The organism is Qipengyuania sp. SM2512, from assembly GCF_054954005.1.
This window is the reverse complement of the sequence record NZ_CM143134.1, coordinates 942139-963647: the sequence shown is the minus strand read 5'-3', so window position 1 is coordinate 963647 and position 21509 is coordinate 942139. Positions and strand designations below refer to the sequence as shown.

Sequence of the window (21509 nt, the reverse complement as noted above, 5' to 3'; positions counted from 1 at the left end):
TTAAGCGAACATTCTCGCGCCGACAAGCTCTCCTAAAGCGGCGCGCATTCTGCTTCGAGCCAGGCGAGGTCCTCGCCTTCGAGCTGCGGCGCGAGAACGGCGCGCACCTGCGCGTGATAGGCGTTCCACCACGCGATTTCGCTCTCGGTCAGCAGGCCCTTGTCGACCAGCCGGCGGTCGAGCGGCACAAGAGTGAGCGTCTCGAAGCCGAGCCATTCGCCTTCCGCTTGGTCGATATCGACCGCGACGGTCAGCACCAGATTCTCGATCCGGATCCCGAATTCGCCCGGCTTGTAATAGCCCGGCTCGTTGGACAGCAGCATCCCCGCCGCGAGCGGGGTATCCGTACCCGCAAAGGCACCGCCCGATTTGGAGATGCGCTGCGGACCCTCGTGGACAGAGAGATAGCTGCCCACGCCGTGGCCGGTGCCGTGGCCGTAATCGACCCCCGCCTGCCACAGATGCATCCGCGCCAGCGTATCGAGCTGGCCGCCATTGGTGCCCACGGGGAAGCGCGCCTGCGCGAGCTGGATATGGCCCTTGAGTACGCGGGTGTTGCGATCGATCATCTCGGCGCTGGGCTCGCCCGGGCCGACCCAGACGGTGCGGGTGATGTCGGTGGTGCCGTCGAGATACTGCCCGCCCGAATCGCACAGGAAGATGCTCGATGGCGGGATCGCGATGTTGGATTCCTCGTCCACCTTGTAATGCGGCAGCGCGGCATGGCCGGCGGCGGCGCTGATGGTGTCGAAGCTGGTATCCTTGAGATCGGGGCTGAGCCCGCGGAACGCGCGCAGCTTTGCGGCGGCGCCCAGCTCGTCCACCTCGCCCGAGGGAGCGTTCTCGGCGATCCAGCGCAGGAAGCGCGTGACCGCCGCGCCGTCGCGCGCCTGCGCGTCGCGATGACCCTGCTGCTCGGCCGGGGTCTTGATTGCCTTGGGGAGCACCGCGGGATCTTCGGCCCGGCTCACTCTCGCGCCGCCCTTCTCCAGCGCGTGGAAAATGCCCGCCACCGCGCGCTCGGGATCGACCGCCACGCTCTTGCCCGAGAGGCTTTCGAGCGCCGGGACGAACTCGCCCCGGTCGCGCAGCGTCACCGCATTGCCCAGATGCTGCGCGAGTTCGGGCGACACCTTGTCTGGCGCGATGAACAGATCCGCGGTGCCGTCGGCGCGGACCAGCGCATAGGACAGCGCCACCGGGGTGTTGGCGATATCGGCGCCGCGCATGTTCATCAGCCAGGCGACCGAATCGAGCGCGGTGACGACGGTCGCGTCATAGCCTTCCTCCTTCAGCCAGTCGGCGATTTCATTGCGCTTGTCCGCGCTCGAGCGACCGGCAAGGCGATCGTCATGCGGCACCGCTTGCGCGGGCGACGGGGCGGGCCGGTCTTCCCAGACCGCGTCGATCGGATTGCTGCCCAGCGGGACCAGCTCGATCCCCTTGCGGGTCAGTTCCTTCGCTGCCGCTTCGGCCCATTCCACGCCGTGAAGCCAGGCGTCGTAACCGATTCGCGCGCCCTTGGCGGCGTGTTTCGCGATCCACTTGGCCGGACTGGTGGCGGGCACGTCCTTGTAATCGAACAGCGCGGCATCGACCTGCTCGCGGACCTGGACGGTGTAGCGCCCGTCGGTGAACATCGCCGCGCCCGTGCCGGAATAGGACCCCGCCAGCACCGCCGCGCTGCCCGCGCTGCCGGCAAAGCCGGTCAGCCAGTGCAGCCGCTGCGCATAGGAGCCGACATATTCGCTCATGTGCTCGTCAGAGATCGGGACGACAAAGCCGTCGAGCTCGCGGCGCTGCAATTCTTTGCGCAGGGCGTCGAGGCGGGCTTCATGGGTGTTCATCAGCATCGGCTTGGACCTTTCATCGGGGCCGGTCGGCGCTTGCTCGACTCGGCGCTTGCGGCGCGCGGCGCTGCCGCATAATCATGGCACCCGACATAGCGATGCGCAGGCCTGCTTTCCACCGCTTGCGTCGCAGGGGAGGGATCAGCGATGGTTTTCGTGCGTATTGGCAGCCTGTTGTGTGCCGCCGGCCTGGCGCTCGCCGCCCCTCTCACCGCCCAGACCCCCGAAGGGAACTCCGTGCCCGAATCCGTCTCTCCGCCGACCTCTCCCCCGCCAACCGCTCCTCCGATCGCCGAGCAGCGCGATCATTCCTACAGCCGACACGGCATCACGATCGCAGATCCCTACAACTGGCTGCACGACAAATCCTATCCCACGGTCGATGACGCGGATGTGCTCGGCTACCTCAACGCCGAGAACGCCTGGTTCGAAGCGCAGATGAAGCCGCAGCAGAAGCTGGTCGATACGCTGTTCGAAGAGATGAAGGCGCGGATCAAGGAGGACGATTCCACCGTTCCGCAGCGGCAGGGCGACTACCTTTATTGGTCCGAATTCGAGGAAGGCGCGGAGTACCGCAAATATTATCGCGAGCCGGTGGCGGGCGGCGATCCGCAGCTGATCCTCGACGAGAACGCGCTGGCCGAGGGCAAGGAATATTTCCGCCTCGGCGCCTTTTCGGTGAGCAACAACGGGCGCTATCTCGCCTATTCGGCCGATGACAACGGCTCCGAGCGGTTCGACGTCCGGATCAAGGACCTCGAAACCGGCGAACTGCTGCCCGATACCATTCCTGGCACGCTATCCGGGCTGGTCTGGGTGATGCAGGACCGCGGGTTGGTCTATGGCGTCGCCAACGACAATTGGCGGGTGCACGATGCGACGCTGCATGTGCTCGGCACGCCGGTGAGCGAGGATGTCGAACTCTATCGCGAGACGCAGGACGACGGCTTCCGCGTCGGCGCAGGCCTCTCCGCGCAGGAAGACTGGCTGATCATCGGCACCGGCGACAATGAGACCAGCGAGGTGCGGCTGGTCCGCGCGCACGATCCGACCGGCGAACAGATCCTGGTCGCGCCGCGCCGCAAGGGCGTCGAATACGATGTCGATATTCGCGACGGCAAGGTCTTCGTCCTCACCAACGACAACCATGTGAACTTCCGCCTCGCCACTGCCGATCTCGCGACACCCGGCGAATGGACTACGCTGATTGAGGGTTCGGACGAATTCTATCTCACCGATTTCGCGCTGTTCAAGGAATACTACGTCACCGAAGGCCGGCTGAGCGGTCTCGACCAGATCCAGATCCGCGACTACGCCAATCCCGCGCTGGTCAAGCCGGTCGCCTTCGCCGAAGCGAGCTTCAACACCGGCCTCTCGGACAATCCCGAATACGATCAGGACAGACTGCGCCTGTCCTACGAGAGCATGGTCACGCCCAATTCGGTTTACGACTATCACGTCGCCAGCGGCGAGCTGGAACTGCTCAAGCAGCAGGAGATTCCCAGCGGCTACGATCCCTCGCTCTACACGACGCAGCGGCTCGAGATCACCGCGCGCGACGGCACCCGCGTGCCCGTCAGCGTGGTGATGCGCAAGGATCGCCCCAAAAGCGGGCCGCTCCATCTCTATGCCTATGGCGCCTATGGCTATGCGGTGCCGCCGGGGTTCTCGACCACGCGGCTGAGCCTGGTCGATCGCGGCTATGCCTATGCCATCGCCCATATCCGCGGCGGCGACGATCTGGGCCGCAAATGGTATCTCGCGGGCAAGCTCAACGAGCGGGTTAACACCTTCAACGATTTCGTCGATGTCGCGAAGGGGCTGGTCGAGGCGGGCTACACCGAAAAGGGCAAGATCAGCATCTCGGGCGGTTCCGCCGGGGGCGAGCTGATGGGCGCGGTGGTCAACACCGATCCCGACCTGTGGGGTGCGGTGGTGGCGCATGTGCCCTTCGTCGATGTGCTCAACACCATGCTCGACGCCGATCTGCCGCTGACCCCGGGCGAATGGCCCGAATGGGGCAACCCGATCGAGAGCAAGCAGGCCTTCGCCTATATCCTTTCCTACAGCCCCTATGATCAGGTGGTGGCACAGGATTATCCGCCGCTGCTGGTCACCGCCGGCCTCAACGATCCGCGGGTGACCTATTGGGAACCGGCCAAATGGGTCGCCAAGCTGCGCGCCACCAAGACCGGCGACAACACGCTGCTGCTCAAGACCAATATGGGCGCCGGGCACGGCGGCAAATCGGGCCGCTTCCAGTCGATCCACGAGACTGCCGAGGAGGTGGCCTTTATCCTGTGGCAGATGGGCGAGGCGAAGTAGTCCTTTTGGCGGAGCGCTTCGAAAAGACCTTCACAGCCGGGCCCGAGCACATCGACGTGATGGGGCACGTCAACAATGCGGTGTGGGTGCAGTGGATTCAGGACATGGCGACCGCGCATTGGGATGCGGTCGCCCGGCACGAAGACCGGGCGGCGGTGGTCTGGCTCGTGGTGCGCCACGAGATCGATTATCGCGGCAACATCGCCGAGGGCGAATGCGCCACCGCCACCACCTGGATCGAGGGCGAGGCCAAGGGTGCCAAATCGCTGCGCCGGGTCGATTTTCATGACGCGGCGGGCCGGCTGGTGGTTTCCGCGGCGACCACCTGGGCGATGCTCGATCGTGAGAGCTTGCGACCGCTGCGGATCAGGCCCGAAACGCTGGCGCCGTTCCGCGCCGGCTGAGGGTATCGGTCAGGAGGTTCCGCCGACGATCTTTATCGGCTCGAAGCCCGCATCGGACGGTTCGCTCGCGCGGCCCCGTCGATCGTCTCGCTGCACAGCATGTTGCGACCCTTGGCCTTGGCTTCGTAGAGCAGCGCGTCGGCGCGGCGGTAGAGCAGGATGAAGGTCATGTCCTGCACGCTTTCGTGCTGCGCGGTCACCAGCCCGACGCTGGCGGTGACCATGGTATCGAGCGCCTCGATCTCGCGCGCCACCTTGACCGGGATCTTCTGCCGCAGCCGTTCGACCCGCGTCTCGATGTCGTCGCCGCGCAGCGTCAGGACGAATTCCTCCCCGCCGATCCGCACCGCGAAGGCGTCGGGATCGGAGCGCAGCACCTGCGCCACCGTCACCAGCACGCGGTCGCCGACTTCATGCCCGTGCGCATCGTTGACCGCCTTGAAATGATCGAGGTCGAACACCGCCAGCGCTTCGTAACCGCTCGCGCGCAATTCGCCGAAGCGCAGGTCGATCGCGCGGCGGTTCATCAGCCCGGTCAACGGATCGCGTTCGGACAGGTCGCTGAGCCGAAGCGCTGCCGCCACCGCGCGGTCGCGCTCGCGGCGGATCGCGACGAAGCGATCGGCCACTCCCAGCGCAACGATCATCACTTCGAGCGCGAGCGCCAGATAGATCAGTTCGTCGAGCGTGGAGGGCCCTGCATAGACACCGATCCCGCGCAGCAGTCGCTCGGTCGAGGCGGCGAGGATCGGGACCCAGGCGATGGCCAGGAACCGTGCGCTCCGGCTACCACGCAGCACCGCCTGCGTCAGGCAGGCAAGATAGACCAGGATCACCGGGACGAAGCCGAGGAAATAGCCGAGATTGTCGAAACCCTGCGTCCAGCGGAACTGGAGCCCAAAGAAGCTCAGGCCGAACAGGCTCCACCAGCCCATGGCCTGCATCGCGCGGCGAAACAGCGGCGACAGCGCTTCTTGCTCGAGAAAGGCGACCATAAAGAAGGAAGCTGCCGCGACGCCGATGGTCCATGCCAGCGGCGCGCCGATCGCCATCGTCACCAGCGAGATGTCGAACAGCAGCGGGGCGAGACCGCCGGCCAGGATCACATAGGCGATCATCGCGACGACCATGGCGGCGTGCAGCAGGACGAAGCGATCGCGCAGGATGACGAAGAAATGGAGATCGAAGATCAGCGGGGTCACCAGTATGCCGGCGACGATCGCGAGCAGGAGAACTTCCTCCATTCCCCAGTCGGTGCTCTCCGGGTCGGAGGTCAGGCGCGCTTCGGTGACCATGGTGGAGCTGTGCGGCCCGGCGATCCTTACCACCACCGCTTCGGTCGCCTCGGTGATGGCGGGCACGGGCAGGGTGAACACCGGACCGGCGGCGATCGGGCGGGCGGATCGCTCGTCATGCGCCGCGCGGCGCACCGCGCCGCCGCGATCCACCGCGGCGATGTCGATCCGCTCGAAGCGGGAGATGCGGGTGAAGAAGGCCTGCGGGGCGCTGCCGGCCCAGGAGGCAGCGTCGAAATAGAGCCAGGACACGGGTGCGCTGTCGTCCCACCCGCCGCCGTTGCAGTCCCAGACCCGGCCGGGAGCCAGCATCGCGGCGAGCGGTACATCGGCATCGGAATGGGCGTGGCAGGCGGGTGCGACCGGCGAGGGCGTGGTCGCCGGCTCGGTCTCGGCGAGTACGGGAGGAGCGGCCAGCAGCAGCATCGCGAGCCACAGGCCGCAAGCGACCCGGCGCGCCACCTTCAAGATTGCTGCTCCCCCCATGGTTGCGCCTCTAGCAGCGACCGGTTTCCGGGGCGTTAACCACGGGCCGCAATTGGCAGGGGCAATCGCCCGCCCGCCGGCGGCGCAACAGCGCTACTGCGCGAGCACCTCGGCGACCGGGCGGTAGTCGTAGCCCAGTTCCGTCGCCACCGCCTCGTAGGTCACCGCTCCGGCGTGGACGTTGAGACCCTCGGCGAGATGCGGATCGCGGCGCATCGCTTCCTTCCAGCCGAGCCGCGCGATCCGCAGCGCATGCGGCAGGGTGACGTTGTTGAGCGCATAGGTGCTGGTGCGCGCGACCGCGCCGGGCATGTTGGCGACGCAGTAATGCACCACATCGTCGACCACATAGGTCGGATCGGCGTGAGTGGTGGGACGGCTGGTCTCGAAACAGCCGCCCTGGTCGATCGCAACATCGACCAGCACCGAACCGGGCTTCATGCATTTGAGCATGTCGCGGCTGACCAGCTTTGGCGCCGAGGCGCCGGGGATCAGCACCGCACCGATGATCAGGTCGGCCTCGCAGACCGCCTCGTCGAGATTGGCTTTGTTGGAAAAGCGGGTCGAGGCGCGGGCCTCGAAATGGGTGCCGACGCGTTCCAGCACATCGGGGTCGCGGTCGAAAATGGTGACGTCGGCGCCCAGCCCGACCGCCATCTGCGCGGCGTTGAAGCCGACCACGCCGCCGCCGATCACAATCACCTTGCCCGGCATCACGCCGGGAACGCCGCCGAGCAGCACGCCGCGCCCGCCATGCGCCTTCTCGAGCGCGGAAGCGCCGGCCTGGACGCTCATCCGGCCCGCCACCTGGCTCATCGGCTTGAGCAGCGGGAGCGAATCATTGCGTCCGGTCACGGTCTCGTAGGCGATCGCGGTGACGCCCGACTTGACCAGATCGGCGGTCTGCGGCGCATCGGGGGCGAGGTGGAGATAGGTGTAGAGGATCTGTCCCTCGCGCAGCTTGGCGCGTTCCTCGGCCTGCGGCTCCTTGACCTTCACCACCATCTCGCATTCGGCGAAAATCGGGTCGGGTCCCTCGACGATCCGCGCGCCGGCCGCCTCGTATTCGAGATCGGTCGCGCCGATGCCCAGCCCGGCGCCGCTCTGGATCCACACCTCATTGTCCTGCAGCACCAGCTCGCGGGCGCTTTCGGGCGTCAGGCCGACGCGGTATTCGTGGTTCTTGATTTCGGTGGGGCAGCCGACGCGCATGGGGAGGTCTCCTTGGGAATAGCGGGCCCGTTACAACTGCAACCAGTGGCGCACAAGCGGCGGGGACGATTCGGGGCGGTTCGGGGCCGGTGCGAAGGGCGAGCAAGTTGACGAAACACATTCGGGTTCGTCCCCTCGGGTTCACCAAGGGGGCGGATGCAACAGGCCCCGCTGGAGGGCGGGACCAAGGCTGGTTTCGCGAGGCTTGCGCAAGCGGACATGGAAGCGGTGTGGCATGGCGGCGGGGTTGTAGGAAAGACGTTTCGCACGAGGTTCGCTCGGGGCTCGTTCTGGCTCGCGGCGGGCCCCGGAGAATGGCTGACGGCGGCTGACGGGCGGCCCGAGAGACTCTTTCGCGCATTCTTCCTACAATGACACCATGGATGGCCGGGCCAGTTTCGAACAGCGCGCCGTCGACGGGCTCGGCGAGCGCGTGCCGTTTCGCGACTGGGCACCCGAGCTCAAGGCGCAATGGGCGGAGTTTTCCTCGGCGCGGATCGACCGCGAACTGCGCTTCATGCACGCGGTGGGGCTGGCGACCTGCATCGCCTGCCTGTTTTTCGACGAGCGGGCGGGTCTGCTGGAGCGGGGTCTGTGGCTGCGACTGGGTCTGGTCACGCCTGCCTATCTGATCGCGATGGCGCTGCTGCGGCGCGGGGATGGGGTGACACGCACGCTGGCGACGGTCGTCCCGATTGCGCTGTTCGCGGGGGTGACGAGCTATTTGGGCACATCGGCGCAAGGGGCCTTCGTCGACCGCTATCTGATGGCGAGCGCCATGCTGATCGCCTTTAGCGTCGTGCTGGTGCCGCTCCGGGGAGGAGCCACGCTGCTCCTCGCCGCTACCGGCTACGGAGCGATCGCCATCCCGGTGCTGGCCAGCGAGGGGATCGGCCCGCACAATATCGACCTCTTCGTGTTCACGCTGCTGTGCTGCACGGCACCGATCCTGATCAAGCTGCGCAGCGACAGGGTGCAGGACAGCAATTTCCTCCTCACGCTCGAGAGCCGCCGGTCGCAGGACGATCTGCTGGCCAGCAATCGCCGTCTCGAAACGCTGAGCAGCGTGGACGCGCTGACCGCAGTGCTCAACCGGCGCGGTTTCGAGAACAGGTTCGCGGCGGCTTTCGCGGCGGCGCGCGAGAGCGAAGCGATGCTCGCCGTGCTGCTGCTGGATATCGACCATTTCAAGCGCTTCAACGACACCCACGGCCACCAGGCCGGCGACCGCTGCCTGAGGGAGGTCGGACGCTTGCTGAACAGCGAGTGCGAACGCCACGGCGGATTCGCCGGGCGCTATGGCGGCGATGAATTCATCGCCGCGCTGGTCGGCGAGGCAAGCCGCGAAGCCGGGGTCATCGCCACCCGCATAGGGGCGCAGATAGGCGAACTCACCAGAATGGATGACACCGGTATCGGCGAGAATGGTGTCGACGAGACGGGTATCGACGAGAGAGGGGCATCGAGGACGCGGACAGCGATCACCGGACCCCCGAGGACTCGATCCGCGTCAGCATCGGGGTGCGCATAGGCAGCCCGAAGCTGACGAGCCGCCAGACATTCGTCAGCGACGCCGACCGCGCGCTCTATGCGGCAAAGGATGCGGGGCGAAATCGCGTCGTGGTGCTCGGGGACAAAGTCAAGAACGCCGCTTCCTGAGCGGTATTCCCGTGGCTTGCAAAGGGCCGAGGATGCAACCGTGGAGCGCGCGCCCGCCGCAACTCCGGCATGGACCATGAAAGGACGTAGTCTTGGAACGCTATTCATTGCTGCAACGTGCTGCAGAGGCGGCATAATAAATCAATTTTTTTAGCGACTACGGCGTGCTAGATGCGAAATGCGTCCTTAAAACGCACCGATTGTTATTCACCTCAGGGTCGCATTATATTTTTATCTTTCGCCGGTAAGCGGCGAGGGGGGATAAATTTATGGCCAGTGGGTGGGGTTTTGCAGGCCCCGATTTTTTCGCGAACTATTTGCCGATTGCGGCCCTGGCGCTCGGCATCGGCGCGCTTGGGAGCTTTACGGCCAGCGCCATCGCTCGCGGTGCGCGCCGGATGGGAACGGCGCCTCGTAGGCGGCGCTGGTTTCTTCTGGCCGGTTTGGGGGCGGGTGTCGCCATCTGGGCGATCTACTTTATCGCCATGCTGGGATACCGGACCGATCTCGACCTCGATATCGCTTTTGTCATCGCGGCCTTCCTGAGCTTTCTCGCCGTGGGAATCGTCCTGTCATCGCAATCGGCGCTGGCCGCGCGGGCATCCGCGAGGGGCAAGCGCGATCTGCGCGAAGCGCTAAGGGTGCTCGGCGAGACGCAGGCGCATTACCGCGCCTATGTCGAGGTCAGTCCCCAGATCGGCTGGGTTGCGGATCCCGACGGCAGGGTGGTCGAGATCGCCCCGCTGTGGACCGAGCTGGTCGGCATCCCCGGCGAGGAGGCGCTCGACGAAGGCTGGACCCGCGCCATTCACCCGACCGATCTTCCGCTGGTTCTCGAAAACTGGGGGAAGGCGGTCAAATCCGGCGATCATCGGCTTGCCAACAGCCGCTATCGGATGCGCCTGTCCGATGGCTCCTACCAGTGGTTCCAGATCCGGGCGCGGCCCCGGCGCGATGCGGCGGGCGCCATCGTGGCCTGGTATGGCTGCATGGAGGATATCGAGGATCAGGTGATCGCGGAAACGGCGCTGCGCACGAGCGAGGAGCGCTTTCGCTTCGCCTCCTGCGCCACCAATGATGTCATCTGGGACTGGAGTGTCGCAGACCAGCGCACGACCTGGGCCGGCGACTACCTCAACGTGCTCGGTTATCCCGAACTCAGCGAGGCGACGCCGCGGGAATGGTCGAGGGAGCGCGTCCATCCCGAGGATGCCGCTCGCCTGTTCGCGAGCCAGGACGCCGCCATCGCAGCCGGGGAGGAATACTGGAACGACGAATACCGGTTCAAGGTGGCATCGGGAGGATGGATCGACATCAAATCCTGCTGCCTCATCGTGCGCGACGAGGCCGGAAAAACCATCAGGCTGGTAGGTTCGATGCTCGACATCACCAGGGAAAAGCGGGCCGAGAACGAACTCGTGTGGGCGGCCTATCACGATTCGCTGACCGGCCTTCCCAATCGGGCCCGATATCTGATCGACATCGTTTCGGCCATTGGCGCCGCGCGGCGGGCGAACCGCTTCGTCGCGCTGATCCTGCTCGACCTCAACCGGTTCAAGATCCTGAACGACACGCTGGGTCATGCCGTCGGCGACCGAGTGCTTCAGGAACTTGCGGAGCGCCTTTCGAACATCGTGCCCGAAGGGGCTGCGGTGGCCCGGATGGGCGGAGACGAGTTCGCCATCATCCTGCCCGATCTGCCGGCGATCGCCGCCGCGGAGGCGATCGTCGATCGGCTGGAAAAAACCCTGGCCGCGCCGGTGGCCTTCGCGGATATGAGCATACCCATCGCTCTGAGCGCCGGGATCGCCTTCTTCCCCCGCGATGGCGGCGATCCCGCCGAATTGCTGCATGCCGCCGATCTGGCGCTGTATGCGGCCAAGGAGAAATCGCCGGGCACTTTCAGCGAGTTTTCGCCGGCGCTCGGAGCCCATGCCGCGGATCGCTCGGCGATGCTTTCGACCGCGCGTCTCGCGCTGGAAAGCGACGGGATCGTTGCGTTCTACCAACCCAAGATCGACCTCAGGACCGGGCGGATCGACGGGTGGGAAGCGCTGCTTCGCATCAGGGATGAGAATGGACGGATTCTGCCGCCTTCCGTGATCGCGGCCGCCTTCGAAGACGGCGATCTTTCGGGACAGATCACCGATCGCATGGTCTCGCTGGTGTTCGCCGATCTGGCGCGCTGGCAGGCGGCGGGGATCGATCCGGGGCAGATCGCGATCAATGTCTCGGCCGGCGATCTGCTGCAGGTCGGACTGGCCGAGCGGTTGAAGGCTCATGCCGTGAGCAACGGACAAGCGATCTCCAAAATCGGTATCGAGGTCACGGAAAGTGTCCTGATCGGCCGGGCCGGGACGGAGATTTTCGCCATGTTCGAGGAGCTTCAGGCCCAGGGAGTGGCGATCGCGCTCGACGATTTCGGCACCGGATACGCATCGCTGACGCATCTTCAGAAATTTTCGGTCGATGTGATCAAGCTCGATCGCTCCTTCGTGGCCCGGATCGACCACCGCGACCCCAAGGCAACCGCGATCATCGATGCCATGCTCCAGATGGCGAGACTGCTGGAGATCAGAACCGTGGCCGAAGGCGTGGAGACCACGCAGCAGGCGCGCTATCTGCAGGCGCGGGGATGCAGCAGCGCTCAGGGCTATCTGTTCAGCCATCCGGTCGCCTATGCCGAAGTCGAAGATCTCGTGGCGCGGCATCCGCTCGAGCATTGGCAGTTCGCCGCAATCGCGCGCCCGGGCGAAGCGCAGGCGGGTCTCGCGCGGTCCCAGTCCGCGGCGGAATTCCGTGGATGATCGCCCCGGCCGGGCGCGGCCCCTGTCTTGACCGTTTCGCTCGCCGGTGAGTTGTCGGAGCAGCGCGCTTCGAAAAAGGAATAACATGGGACAGTATCACGGCGACGACAGGAACCGGCTCGAGCGGCTGCAACTGGCGCTCGTGCGGACCCGGCAGGCGGCGGCGGATTCGGGCCAGCGAGTGGTGCTGGTTCTCGAGGGCCGCGACAGCGCGGGCAAGGACGGTGCGATCAAGCGGATCACGGAGTATCTCTCGGTGCGCTCCACCCGCGTGGTGGCGCTTCCAAAGCCGTCGGACCGCGAGCGGAGCGAGTGGTATTTTCAGCGCTATGTCGCGCATCTGCCCGCGGCCGGCGAGTTCGTGATCTTCAACCGCTCGTGGTACAACCGCGCCGGGGTCGAGGTGGTGATGGGATTTTCCCCGCCCGAGGCGCAGGCCGCCTTCCTGCGCGATGCGCCCGATTTCGAACGCATGCTGGCCGAGAGCGGGATCACGCTGGTCAAGCTGTGGCTCGACATCTCGAAGGAAGAGCAGGCAAAGCGGCTCGATGCGCGGCGCAGCAATCCCTTGAAGTCGCTCAAGGTGTCCGAGATGGATGCCGCCGCGCAGGTCAAATGGAGCGAATATTCGGCGGCGCGCGATGCCATGCTGTTGCGCACGCATACTCCGATCGCTCCGTGGTACTGCGTGCGTGCGGATCGCAGGGTGCCCGCGCGCCGGGCGATCATCCAGCACATATTGAGCGAGGCGGCGCCGGCCGGGGTTCTCGAGGACGTGCCGGTCCCCGACCCCAAAATCCTGTTCCGCTTCGAACCGGCGGCGCTGGAAGACGGCCGGCTCGCGCCGTGAACTGCCCCCGTGCAGGCGCCGCGTTTTTGTGCAAGGATGCGCATGGACCCGGTAGCAACCGCATGAATACGAAGGCATCCGCACCGCAATGACGCTGCTTATCTTCTACGTCGCCCTCGCCCTGGTGGTGTCGTTCCTGTGCTCGATCCTCGAAGCCTCGCTGCTGACGATCACGCCCTCGACCGTGCGTTCGGCGCAGGATCGCGGCGCCGGCTGGGCGGGCAAGCTCAAGAAGCTCAAGGACGATATCGAGCGGCCATTGGCGGCGATCCTGACGCTGAACACCATAGCGCACACGATGGGCGCGGCGGGGGCGGGCGCGCAATATGCCAAGGTTTACGGCGCGGGCAGCGAGGCGATCTTCGCCGCGGTGCTGACCCTGCTGGTGCTGATCTTCACCGAGATCATCCCCAAGACCATCGGCGCGCGCTACGCCGAGAAGATCGCCCCTTTCACCGCCTGGATCCTGCCGCTGCTGATCACCGCGCTGGCGCCGCTGGTCTGGGCCTCGCGCCAGCTGACGAAGCTGATCACCTGGGGCAAGCCTGCCGCCGTCCCGCGCCACCGCGACGATCTGCTGGCGATCGCCAATCTGGGCCAGGCCTCGGGCCAGATCGACAGCAGCGAGGTGCGCTTCCTGCGCAATTTGCTGCAATTGCACGCGGTCAAGACCGCCGATGTCATGACCCCGCGCACCGTGGTGTTCAGCCTCTCGCAGCGCACCTCGCTGGCCGAGTTCGCCGCCAGGATGAGCGATGTTCCGCACACCCGCATCCCGGTGTTCGACGAGAATTCGGACAAGATCACCGGCTTCGTGATCAAGCACGAGGCGCTGACCAGCCTGCACGACAATCCGGCGGGCGACGTCAGCCTGCAGCCGCTGGTCCGCCCGTTGCCCAATGTCCTCGACGAGGTGCCGGTCGACAAATTGTTCCACCGGATGATCTCGCAGCACGACCACATCCTGATGGTGATCGACGAATACGGCACCTTCCGCGGGCTGGTGACGCTCGAGGACGTGCTCGAGACCATCTTCGGCTTCGAGATCGTCGACGAGATGGACGAGATCCCCGATCTGCAGGAATATGCCCGCGAATTGTCGCGCCGCCGCTCGACCGGCGCCGCGCGCGCCTGACAGCGGCGCACATTGCGGACTTGCCCGCCGCTCGCCGTTACGGCTAGGCCGCGAATGTGACCGAATTTCCCCCACCCGCCGACCGGCCCGCTCGCCGCAATGCCTTCACCCGCTTCCTCGACGGGGTCGAGTGGCTGGGCAACCTCCTGCCGCATCCGGTAACGCTGTTCGCGATCCTGGCCTTGGGCATGGTGCTGCTCTCGGGCCTGTTCGCCTGGATGGATCTCGCAGTGGTCGATCCGCGACCGGCGGGCGCTTCGGGCAGGGCCGAGGACGGGATGATCCGCGCGGTCAGCCTGATGGACGCCGACGGGATTCGCCGCATCTTCACCGGGCTGGTGACCAATTTCACCGGCTTCGCGCCGCTGGGCGTGGTGCTGGTCGCGATGCTCGGGATCGGGGTGGCGGAGAAATCCGGCGTGCTTTAGGCCGCGGTGCGCGGGGTGGTGCTGGGCGCTTCGCCCAAGATGGTGACGCTGGCGATCGTCTTCGCCGGCGTGATCTCCAACACCGCCTCCGAACTGGGCTATGTCGTGCTGATCCCGCTCGCGGGTGCGGTCTATCACTCGCTCGGGCGGCATCCGCTGGCGGGCATGGCGGCGGCCTTCGCGGGCGTCTCCGGCGGCTATTCGGCGAACCTGCTGATCGGGACCATCGATCCGCTGCTGGCGGGCATCACCGAGGAAGCGGCGCAGCTGATCGATGCCGATTACGGCGTCACCGCCACCGCGAGCTATTATTTCATGGTCGCCTCGACCTTTCTGGTCACCGGCATCGGCGCGCTGGTGAGCATCACCATCGTCGAGCCCAAGCTGGGGACATTCGACAGCTCGCGCGCCGAGCCCGAGCTGCTCGACACGAAGATATCGGCGCTCGACCAGCAGGAAAAGAAGGCGCTGCGCCGCGCGGGCCTCGCGGTCATCGCGGTATTGGCGCTGATGGCGCTGACGCTGCTGCCGGAATGGGGCGTGCTGCGCGACGGCGAGACCGGCGACCGGATGCGCTCGCCCTTCTTCACCGGCTTCGCGGTGTGGATTCTCGTCTTCTTCCTCGCGGTCGGCTACGCCTATGGCAAGGTGGTCGGCACGATACGCAACGACCGCGACGTGATCGACGGCATGGCCAAGGCGATGTCCTCGCTCGGGCTCTATATCGTGATCATCTTCTTCGCCGCGCAATTCGTCGCCTTTTTCGCCTGGTCGAACCTGGGCGCGATCACCGCGGTCAACGGCGCGACCTTCCTGCAGGAGATGGGGCTGACCGGGCCGGTGCTGTTCATCGGCTTCATCCTGGTCTGCGCGCTGATCAACCTCATGCTCGGCTCGGCCTCGGCGCAATGGGCGATGACCGCACCGATCTTCGTGCCGATGCTGATGCTGATCGGCTAATCGCCCGAGGTGATCCAGACCGCTTACCGGATCGGCGATTCGACCACGAATATCATCACCCCGATGATGAGTTATTTCGGGCTGATCCTTGCCTGGGCGGCGCGTTACGACCGCAATGTCGGGATCGGCACCATGATCGCGATGATGCTGCCCTATTCGATCTTCTTCACCATCGCCTGGATGCTGCTGTTCTTCCTGTGGGTGTTCGGGCTGGGGCTGCCGGTGGGGCCGGGCTCGCCGACCTATTACGCTGCGGGCTGACTGGCCGGCTCCGCCGGGTTAACCGTCCCAGGCTAACCGTCATCGCAGGGGCGACCGCGCCTCGCCATCGCCGCCGGTGAGCGTGAAGGGGCGTTCGCGCGCGGCTTTCACCGCCGCCTCGAATTCGGGCAGGGCCATCGGCTTGGGAACCACGAAAGCGTCGGGCAGGCGCTCGCGTACCTCGGGTTCGCTGCCCGTCACGAAGACCACCGGGATCACCTGCTCGGAGCAGATCGTCATCACCGCCTCGGTCCCGGTGCCGTCCATGATGCGATGATCGGCGACGATCAGGTCCGGGCACCGCTTCTCGGCCGCCGCGACCGCCTCGGCCATGGTGGTCGCGATCTCGAAAGAGGCGTAGCCGAGCTGGCCCAGCGCCTCCTCGACGGTGAAGGCCAGCAGGAATTCGTCTTCGATGATGAGTGCGTGGGACACATGCGATCCTCCACATGGGCGGGAGCACGGTGTGTCTCTCAGCCGCCGGCAGCCGAAACATGGGCCAGCGATGGCAGGGCCCTAACACGGCCTCCCGGGCATGTCTGCCTTTGCAAAACTGCGTGTTTGGCGGATGAATGACCGGCATCGGGTGCCGGGGGCGCAGGTAAACCGGTCTCCTGTACCGCGCCCGCACCGCCCCGATGGCCGTCCATGGCAGCGAGCGCACGGTCCGTCGCGGTTGCGCTTGTCCGCACCGGAACTCACGTTAGGTCCTTCGGGTTCACACCCATCCGACCGCAACAAGAGAATGACCATGAAATATCAGATCGCTACTGCCGCAGCCCTGGCCTTCGGCATCGCGGCTCCCGCCCTGGCGCAGGATGCCGCCGCTCCTGCTGCCGCCGCACCCGCCGCCAGCGCCGAAGTCGCCGCCGGCACCCAGATCTACGGCTCCGACGGCGCCGCGATCGGCACCGTGGCCCGGGTCGAGGGCGATGTCGCGCTGGTCACCGTCGGTGAACGGACCATTCCGATCCCCGCGACTGCGATTGCCGCAGGCGAAGCCGGTCCGACCGTGAACATCACCCGCACCGCGCTGGTGACCCAGTTCGATCAGCAGATGGCGCAGATGGATGCGCAGCTCGAAGCCGCGCTGGTCGAGGGCGCTGCGGTGCAGACCGCCGACGGTCAGCCGCTGGGCACGATCCAGTCGCGCGAGGCGGATGCGATCATCGTCGCCGGCACTGCGGGCGAAATGACGCTCTCCAAGCCGATGCTGGCGCTCGGACCGCAGGGGACGCTGGTCGTCCGCGCCACGATGGAGCAGATCCAGCAGGCGATGGCGCAGGCGCCCGCCGAGGGCTGATCCTCTACTTCGAGTCAATCGAGAAGGGCCGCCGGTGCGAACCGGTGGCCCTTTTTCGTCGGTGCTGGCTGATCGGCGAAGTGCGGGTTTACTCGGCCGCCGCTGCAGCGGGACCGGCGATGCAGTCGGCCTCGTCGGCGACTTCCCAGACGCGGTCCGAGCGGCCGTCGCGCGCGCGGACTTCGCGCACCAGTGGAACCAGCTCCTCCGGAGTGGCGCGGCTATCCGGGTCGCACACCGCTTCGAGCACGCGGTCCTTGACCCGCGGCTCCTGTCCGGCGCGCTGCCCAGCGCCCTGCAAAGCCTCTTCACCGCTCGCCTCGTTCTCGATCGAACAGGCGGTGCATAGCCAGGCGGCCATGACGCCGAGGAAGATCGCGCGGATATTCATCGGTTTACTGTGAACCGCCTGCGTGCCGATGCAACCGCGCCGGACGTCGCCCGCCTCGTGGCTGGCTCCGCCCGGCGCACGGGGATGTGATGAGCTCCTGACGGGACGAAGCGTCGTCCGAAACCCGGCTGCTGTCCTATTTCAGAACCTTCTTCGCGCCCATCCAGCCGAGCACCAGGAAGACCAGGCTGAGCACCAGCGCGACGACGAAGATGATGATGGCGATATCGACCAGCGCGCCGGCGATGCCGCCGAAGCCGAGAATGGCCGCGACCAGCGCGATGATACCCAGGGTGATGGCCCATCCGAACATATAGTGTCTCCGATAGGCCGCGGATCCTCGCGCCCCTTCGGTTAGAGCAACCGGGCGCGCAGGCGTTCGTTCCGGCGCCGCAGCCAGCCCTGCGCCCGCCCGCTCACATCGGATTGCCGTCGCGGTCGCGGAAGATCTCGCGGCGACCGACGTGGTTGGAGGGGCCGACGAAACCGTCCTCCTCCATCCGCTCGATCCATTTGGCGGCGGTGTTGTAGCCTACCCCCATCTGGCGCTGGAGCCAGGAGCCGCTGGCCTTCTGGTTCTCGAACACGATCTGGCAGGCCTGGCGGTATTTGCGTTCCTCGGGGTTGTCGCTGGCGGTGAGCTCGTCCTCGAAGGAGAAGCCGCCGTCCTCGCTCTCCTCGGTGACCGCATCGACATAGTCGGGCTTGCCCTGCCCGCGCCAGTGATCGGCGACCCGCTCGACTTCCTCGTCGGAAACGAAGGGCCCGTGGACGCGGACCATCGCGCCGGTGTTGGGCTTGTAGAGCATGTCGCCCTTGCCCAGCAGCTGTTCGGAACCCTGTTCGCCCAGGATGGTGCGGCTGTCGATCCGGCTGGTGACCTTGAAGCTGATCCGCGTGGGCAGGTTGGCCTTGATGACCCCGGTGATGACATCGACCGAGGGGCGCTGCGTCGCCATGATCAGATGGATCCCCGCGGCGCGGCTCTTCTGACTCAGCCGCTGGATCAGCACCTCGATCTCCTTGCCGACGGTGACCATGAGATCGGCGAGTTCGTCGACGATCAGCACGATCTGCGGCAGCACCTGATAGTCGAGCTGCTCTTCCTCGTAGAGCTCCTCGCCGGTCTCGGCGTCGAAGCCGGTCTGGACCCGGCGGCCCAGCGGCGTGCCCTTGGCGGCGGCGCTGCGGACCTTCTCGTTGAAGGCGTTGATGCTGCGCGAATTGACGCTCGACATCATCCGGTAGCGGTTCTCCATCTCGCCCACCGCCCATTTGAGCGCGCGCACCGATTTGTGCGGCTCGGTCACCACCGGGCTGAGCAGATGCGGGATGTCGTCGTAGCTCTTGAGCTCGAGCACCTTGGGATCGATCAGGATCAGCCGGCATTCGCTCGGGGTGAAGCGGTAGAGCAGGCTGAGCAGGATGCAGTTGAGCCCGACCGACTTGCCCGAGCCGGTGGTGCCCGCGACCAACAGATGCGGCATCGCCGCGAGGTCGGCGACGATCGGTTCGCCGGCGATGTTCTTGCCCAGGATCATCGGCAGATTGCCCGGCGCATCGGCGAAATCGGCCGAGGAGGCGAGTTCCTTGAAGGAGATCGTCTGGCGCTCGGCATTGGGCAGCTCGATGCCGATCACGGTCTTGCCCGGGATCGGCGAAACGCGCGCCGAGATCGCGCTCATATTGCGCGCGATGTCCTCGGCCAGCCCGACCACGCGGCTGGCCTTGATCCCCGGCGCGGGTTCGAGCTCGTACATGGTCACCACCGGCCCGGCGCGGACCGCGGTGATCTCGCCCTTGACGTTGAAATCGTCGAGCACGTTCTCGAGCAGGCGGGCGTTGCGCTCCAGCGCCATCTTGTCGAGCTTGACCACGCTCTGCTCGGGGATGTCCTCGAGCAGTTCGAGCCCGGGCAGGTTGTACTGCGCGAACATGTCGCGCTGCACCGGGGTGGCGGAGGAGGCGGCCGGGCGCGGCGAGGCGGCGGGATCGGGGATCTCGGGCGCGCGGCGCGGCGCCGCGGGCTCGGCGATGTTCTCGCCGATGCTCTCCGCAGCGTCCTCGGCGCGCTCGCGGCGCTGCTTGCGCTTGGGCAGCGGAAAGCTCTCGCTGTCGACAAGGCGCGGCGCGCGGCGGACGAAATCGGGCAGGGTGAGGAATTGCGCCCAGTCGATCGCAAAGACGCGGGTCACCAGCGCGATCCCGCCGGCCAGCGCTAGCAGCGCCAGCGCCGCCGTCACCCAGCCTTGACCGCCCTCCGGGAAGCGGCCCGCCACCGCCTCGATCCCGCCCGCGCCGAGCAGGCCGAGCAACCCGCCATAGCCCGCCGGCAGCGCGCCGCCGCTCTGGTCGAAGCTCAGCGCCAGCACGCTCGCCAGCAGCACCATGGCCAGCAGCAGCAGCGCGAAGGGCGTCCACCAGCCGGTCTCGCCGCCCTGGCTGTCGGTCTCGACATCGCGCCACAGCCGCCGCGCGGAAATATAGAGCAGCGGCAGCAGCAACACGGTCGGCAGGCCGAAGAAATAGAGCGCGCGTTCGGCGGCCCAGGCACCGCTCGCGCCCATCCAGTTGGCGATATCGGTCCCCGCCGCGGCGGTGGAGGGGCTGGGGTCGGTCTGCGCATAGCTGGCCAGCGCGAGCGCAAGGAACAGCGTCGCCAGCGCGAGCAGCGCGGCGCCCGACATCTGCACGGCACGGCGCAGCGAGCGGCGAAACACCGCACGCCAGTCCGATTTCGCGAGCGCTCGCGTAGCCATGGGATGCCCTTTTCGCTGTGCCTGAGCCGCTTTATGTCTCGCGGGCGAGTCCCGCGTCAAGCGTTCCGGGAGGGATCGGGTGCGGCGGTCACTCGGCCGTCAGCCCGTCGATGGCGGCCCAGCGCGGCCAGCCGAGTGTGCGCGCGCGTTCGGCGTCCATCCCGCCCAGCGCGATCACCGGAAGCAGTGAGAGCCGGGCGAGCGCGTGGAACCGCTGCGCGCCCATCGCCTTGCCAGAGGGATGCGAGCGGGTGGCGAAGACGGGGGAGACCATGACGGCCTGCGCTCCAGCGCTTGCCGCCGCAGCGATCTCGGCCTCGTCATGCGCGGTAGCGATGGCGAGGATTGAGGCTCCGGCGATGCGTTCGGCGGAGCCATAGACCCCGTCGGCGCCCCATTCGCGCGCTCGCTCGGGGTGGTCTGACAGCACCACCAAGTGACCCCGCGCGCGGGCCAGCGCCGCCAGCGCGTCGAACCGCGCGCGGCGCTCGGCTTTGGCGAGGTGGTAATGGCGGAACACGAAGCCCGAGCCCGGCGGCAGTGCAGCGAGGCTGCGCTCGAGCGCGGCATCGTTGCGCGCGTCGGAGAGCAGCCACAGATCGGGCAGGCGGAGCAGTTCGGGGGTCTGGTCAGCGGACACAGCCTCGCTATAGCGCGCCGTCATGGAGACGCCACGCACCCCGCTCGCCGAAATTCATGACCGCATCGCCAGGGCCTGCGCCATCGCCCGGCGCAAACCCGAGGAGGTGACGCTGGTCGCGGTGAGCAAGACGCATCCCGCCGAGAGCATCCTCCCGCTGCTCGAACAGGGCCAGCGCGTCTTCGGCGAGAACCGGGTGCAGGAGGCGCAGGACAAATGGCCCGGGCTTCGCGAACGCTATCCCGATGCCGAACTGCATCTGATCGGCCAGCTGCAGTCGAACAAGGCGGAGGAAGCGGCCGCGCTGTTCCACGTCATCCATTCGCTCGACCGGCCCAGCCTGCTCAAGGCGCTGGCCAAGGCCTTCGACAAGACCGGCCGCCGGGTGCCGTGCTTCGTCCAGGTCGATGTCGGCGAAGAGGCGCAGAAGGGCGGCTGTCCGATCGGCAAGCTGCCCGATCTGCTGGCGCAGGCGCGGGGGGCGGATATCCCGCTCGCCGGGCTGATGTGCCTGCCGCCGCAGGATATCGAGCCCGCGCCCTTCTTCGCGCTGCTCGACAAGCTGGCGCGCGACCACGGGCTCGCGGAGGAGCAGCCTTCAGGTCGCAGCATGGGCCTGAGCATGGGAATGAGCGCCGATTTCGAGACCGCGATCCAGCTCGGCGCGACGCATATCCGCGTCGGCAGCGCGCTGTTCGGCGCCCGCGGCGGCTGAGCGAGCCTCGCGACAAGCAGAGCCCGCAA

Annotated in this window: 16 protein-coding genes and 1 pseudogene; 9 read left to right on the top strand and 8 right to left on the bottom strand. The window is 66.6% G+C overall.

Annotated elements, in window-relative coordinates:
• Positions 1 to 32 precede the first annotated feature (32 nt).
• Entirely contained in the window at positions 33 to 1853 is a 1821-nt protein-coding gene (locus ACQ5J0_RS04955; RefSeq protein ID WP_462569420.1) for an aminopeptidase P family protein, read from the bottom strand.
• Between the two features lie 153 nt (positions 1854 to 2006).
• On the opposite strand from ACQ5J0_RS04955, the gene ACQ5J0_RS04950 reads away from it, so the two are divergent.
• A complete protein-coding gene (locus ACQ5J0_RS04950) occupies positions 2007 to 4175 on the top strand; it encodes a S9 family peptidase (RefSeq protein ID WP_462569418.1) in 2169 nt (722 codons plus the stop codon).
• Positions 4176 to 4180: 5 nt separating this feature from the next.
• Positions 4181 to 4579 carry an acyl-CoA thioesterase gene (locus ACQ5J0_RS04945; protein ID WP_462569417.1) on the top strand — a complete coding sequence of 133 codons (399 nt, stop codon included), beginning with the start codon at positions 4181 to 4183 and terminating at the stop codon, positions 4577 to 4579.
• 32 nt (positions 4580 to 4611) lie between these two features.
• On the opposite strand, the gene ACQ5J0_RS04940 is transcribed toward ACQ5J0_RS04945, so the two are convergent.
• The gene (locus ACQ5J0_RS04940; RefSeq protein ID WP_462570058.1) at positions 4612 to 6336 is read right to left on the bottom strand and encodes a GGDEF domain-containing protein; all 1725 of its coding nucleotides are present in this window, start codon (positions 6334 to 6336) and stop codon (positions 4612 to 4614) included.
• A gap of 117 nt (positions 6337 to 6453) precedes the next feature.
• On the bottom strand, positions 6454 to 7572 hold the full coding sequence (ald, locus tag ACQ5J0_RS04935; RefSeq protein WP_462569416.1) for an alanine dehydrogenase: 1119 nt from the start codon (positions 7570 to 7572) through the stop codon (positions 6454 to 6456).
• A 379-nt stretch (positions 7573 to 7951) separates the two neighbouring features.
• On the opposite strand from ald, the gene ACQ5J0_RS04930 reads away from it, so the two are divergent.
• The 5 genes and pseudogenes from ACQ5J0_RS04930 to ACQ5J0_RS04910 all read left to right on the top strand — a co-directional run bounded on the left by ACQ5J0_RS04930 (position 7952) and on the right by ACQ5J0_RS04910 (position 15672).
• Positions 7952 to 9103 carry a GGDEF domain-containing protein gene (locus ACQ5J0_RS04930; RefSeq protein ID WP_462569413.1) on the top strand — a complete coding sequence of 384 codons (1152 nt, stop codon included), beginning with the start codon at positions 7952 to 7954 and terminating at the stop codon, positions 9101 to 9103.
• A 445-nt stretch (positions 9104 to 9548) separates the two neighbouring features.
• Positions 9549 to 12038: a putative bifunctional diguanylate cyclase/phosphodiesterase gene (locus ACQ5J0_RS04925; RefSeq protein ID WP_462569412.1), complete on the top strand. Its 2490-nt coding sequence runs from the start codon at positions 9549 to 9551 to the stop codon at positions 12036 to 12038.
• A gap of 85 nt (positions 12039 to 12123) precedes the next feature.
• Positions 12124 to 12888: a polyphosphate kinase 2 family protein gene (locus ACQ5J0_RS04920; protein WP_462569411.1), complete on the top strand. Its 765-nt coding sequence runs from the start codon at positions 12124 to 12126 to the stop codon at positions 12886 to 12888.
• A gap of 88 nt (positions 12889 to 12976) precedes the next feature.
• Entirely contained in the window at positions 12977 to 14023 is a 1047-nt protein-coding gene (locus ACQ5J0_RS04915; protein ID WP_462569409.1) for a CNNM domain-containing protein, read from the top strand.
• Positions 14024 to 14079: 56 nt separating this feature from the next.
• A pseudogene (locus ACQ5J0_RS04910) lies at positions 14080 to 15672 on the top strand (AbgT family transporter).
• Between the two features lie 39 nt (positions 15673 to 15711).
• On the opposite strand, the gene ACQ5J0_RS04905 reads toward ACQ5J0_RS04910, so the two are convergent.
• Positions 15712 to 16107 (bottom strand): response regulator, encoded by a 396-nt coding sequence (locus ACQ5J0_RS04905; RefSeq protein WP_462569408.1) that lies wholly within the window; start codon positions 16105 to 16107, stop codon positions 15712 to 15714.
• A gap of 316 nt (positions 16108 to 16423) precedes the next feature.
• On the opposite strand from ACQ5J0_RS04905, the gene ACQ5J0_RS04900 reads away from it, so the two are divergent.
• Entirely contained in the window at positions 16424 to 16975 is a 552-nt protein-coding gene (locus ACQ5J0_RS04900; RefSeq protein ID WP_462569407.1) for a hypothetical protein, read from the top strand.
• A gap of 88 nt (positions 16976 to 17063) precedes the next feature.
• Here the strand turns inward: ACQ5J0_RS04900 and ACQ5J0_RS04895 are convergent, their stop codons facing one another.
• From ACQ5J0_RS04895 to ACQ5J0_RS04880, 4 genes are all read right to left on the bottom strand, one after another.
• The gene (locus tag ACQ5J0_RS04895; protein WP_462569406.1) at positions 17064 to 17366 is read right to left on the bottom strand and encodes a hypothetical protein; all 303 of its coding nucleotides are present in this window, start codon (positions 17364 to 17366) and stop codon (positions 17064 to 17066) included.
• 136 nt (positions 17367 to 17502) lie between these two features.
• The gene (locus tag ACQ5J0_RS04890) at positions 17503 to 17679 is read right to left on the bottom strand and encodes a DUF1328 domain-containing protein (protein WP_277028284.1); all 177 of its coding nucleotides are present in this window, start codon (positions 17677 to 17679) and stop codon (positions 17503 to 17505) included.
• A 103-nt stretch (positions 17680 to 17782) separates the two neighbouring features.
• Positions 17783 to 20125 (bottom strand): DNA translocase FtsK, encoded by a 2343-nt coding sequence (locus ACQ5J0_RS04885; protein WP_462569405.1) that lies wholly within the window; start codon positions 20123 to 20125, stop codon positions 17783 to 17785.
• Between the two features lie 88 nt (positions 20126 to 20213).
• On the bottom strand, positions 20214 to 20789 hold the full coding sequence (locus tag ACQ5J0_RS04880) for a thiamine phosphate synthase (RefSeq protein WP_462569404.1): 576 nt from the start codon (positions 20787 to 20789) through the stop codon (positions 20214 to 20216).
• Between ACQ5J0_RS04880 and ACQ5J0_RS04875 the strand changes: the two genes are divergently transcribed.
• A complete protein-coding gene (locus ACQ5J0_RS04875) occupies positions 20788 to 21480 on the top strand; it encodes a YggS family pyridoxal phosphate-dependent enzyme (protein ID WP_462569403.1) in 693 nt (230 codons plus the stop codon). The two genes, ACQ5J0_RS04880 and ACQ5J0_RS04875, sit on opposite strands and share 2 nt — an antisense overlap.
• The last annotated feature ends 29 nt before the right edge of the window (positions 21481 to 21509 follow it).